We start from the raw sequence: 1,869 nt of genomic DNA, 5'->3' as shown, positions 1-1,869 counted from the left end.
GGCCTCACCCGCGAAGACTTCGCGGGCCGCCTGGTCGACCGTTTTCCCTTCCTTGACCAGTTCCTGCAAGTGACGCAGGCGGTCCAGGTCCTCTGGCCGGTAGCGGCGGGCATTCTTGACCCGGGGAAAGTAAGCAGGGCCGGCGACCTTTTCCGCTGCCTGCGAATACTTGCGCAGGGTGTTTTCACTGACCCCCAGCAGCCGGGCGGCTTCACTGGTCTTCATCTGCTCACTTGTCTCACTCATGTTCTGACTTTCTTTCCCCAAAATTGCTTTTTCAAAAAATGCTTAATGCTTAGTCATGCTTGTGCAGCAAGGTCTTCTTGTGCGCGTAGCGCTCTTCGGCCAGCTTGATCAACCGGGTGATCAAGTCTGGGTAAGAAATCCCGGCTTCTTCAAACAGCTTCGGATACATGCTGATGTTGGTAAAGCCTGGCAGAGCGTTCAGTTCGTTGAAGATGACTGCTCCGTCGCTTTCTCTGAGCATGGAGTCGACCCGGGCCATCCCGCTGCATTCCGTGATCTGGTAGATCTTCAAGGCGTTTTCCCGGACCTTTTCTGCCGTTTCAGCCGGAATTTGGGCCGGGATCTGCAGGGTCGTGGTTGATTCGTCGCTGTACTTGTTTTCGTAGCTGTACCAGCTGTTGTCGGCGTTGATGATCCGGCCGACACCGGAAACTACCGGATGGTCGTTGCCCAAAACGGCAGTTTCCACTTCCGTGCCGACAATGCCTTCTTCGACCAAGACCTTGTCGTCGTACTTGAAGGCTTCAGCCAGGGCTTCAGCGTAGTTGCTGTCGTCGACCACGTGGGTGATGCCGACGGAAGACCCCTGGTTGGATGGCTTGACGAAGAGGTTGCTGGTGCCCAGCTGGCCGCTGACCCAGTCGTAGTCAAGCTTCTGGTTCTTGGCGTCCTCATATTCGTAGCGCTTGATGGATACCCACTTGGCAACCGGCACGCCGGCTCTTTGGGCCAGAATCTTCGTGAATTCCTTGTCCATGGTTACCGCTGCGGCCAAAACGTCGACGCCGACGAACGGCTTGTCGATCAGGCGGAAGAGGCCCTGCAGCACCCCGTCTTCGCCCAGGTTCCCGTGCACGATCGGGAAGAGCACGTCCAGTTCCGGACGGTCAGTCAGTTCGATCAAGTTGGCCAGGTTGGCTGCCTTGTCGGTCTTTTCCACCGTGTAGCCGGGATCTTCCAGGACCTTGAACGAATCAGCCTCGCTAGTCACGTAGCCGTCATTGGTGATCCAAATCGGGTGCACGTCAAACTTTTCCTTGTCGATTGCCTTGTAGATGTTGCCAGCTGAAGTGATTGAAACTTCGTATTCTGAGGAGTTCCCACCAAAAATCAGACCAACTTGTGTTTTTTTCGTCATTGTTTTGTCTCCTTTTATCAACTTTGTATTATACCGAAAACTCGGGCTTTTGGCGCACTTTCCTTGTAATTTTTAAGCTTTTTTATTGTAAGCGCTTTGTGGCGAAAAAGCTCCAGAATCGGCTATAATATAAACATAGAAAGGGGTTGATGATCATGCGCCACAAATCCGTATTGCTTTTGCTGCCGGTGTTTTTCCTGGCTGCCGGACCGGTCAAGGTCCAGGCGGCTGAGTTCACGCCGCAGGAACAGGCCGAGGTCATCCGTTTTCAAAGAGAGTACCAGGCCTTAAGCAAAACCGTCTACAGCCAAAAGAACATTTATTCCGTCAAACCGTCCTTGAAGAAGAAGTTCAAGGCCGGCAGCTTGAAGACGAGCTACATTAACGAGCAACTGGCCTACATCAACTACTACCGCGATCTTTTTGGCCTGACCGCCGTCAAGACGACCAGCCAGGGCAACAAGAACGCCCAAACGACGGCCGCC

2 protein-coding genes and 1 pseudogene are annotated in these 1,869 nt (G+C 53.7%); 1 reads left to right on the top strand and 2 read right to left on the bottom strand.

The window, feature by feature from the left end; translation table 11 throughout:
• Both lacNas_RS01190 and lacNas_RS01185 read right to left on the bottom strand, forming a co-directional pair.
• Positions 1–246 (bottom strand): MerR family transcriptional regulator (locus tag lacNas_RS01190; RefSeq protein WP_201335979.1); only part of this gene is annotated, 246 nt, incomplete at its 3' end.
• Positions 247–295: 49 nt separating this feature from the next.
• Positions 296–1,384: a D-alanine--D-alanine ligase family protein gene (locus lacNas_RS01185; protein WP_201331307.1), complete on the bottom strand. Its 1,089-nt coding sequence runs from the start codon at positions 1,382–1,384 to the stop codon at positions 296–298.
• Between the two features lie 149 nt (positions 1,385–1,533).
• Here lacNas_RS01185 and lacNas_RS01180 point away from each other — a divergent pair.
• A pseudogene (locus tag lacNas_RS01180) lies at positions 1,534–1,869 on the top strand (CAP domain-containing protein); the annotation flags it as partial.

The sequence above is a fragment of the Lactobacillus nasalidis genome, assembly GCF_016587775.1.
Lineage (GTDB): Bacteria > Bacillota > Bacilli > Lactobacillales > Lactobacillaceae > Lactobacillus > Lactobacillus nasalidis.
The sequence above is the reverse complement of the archived record's forward strand: the minus strand, read 5'-3'. Positions and strand labels throughout refer to the sequence as shown.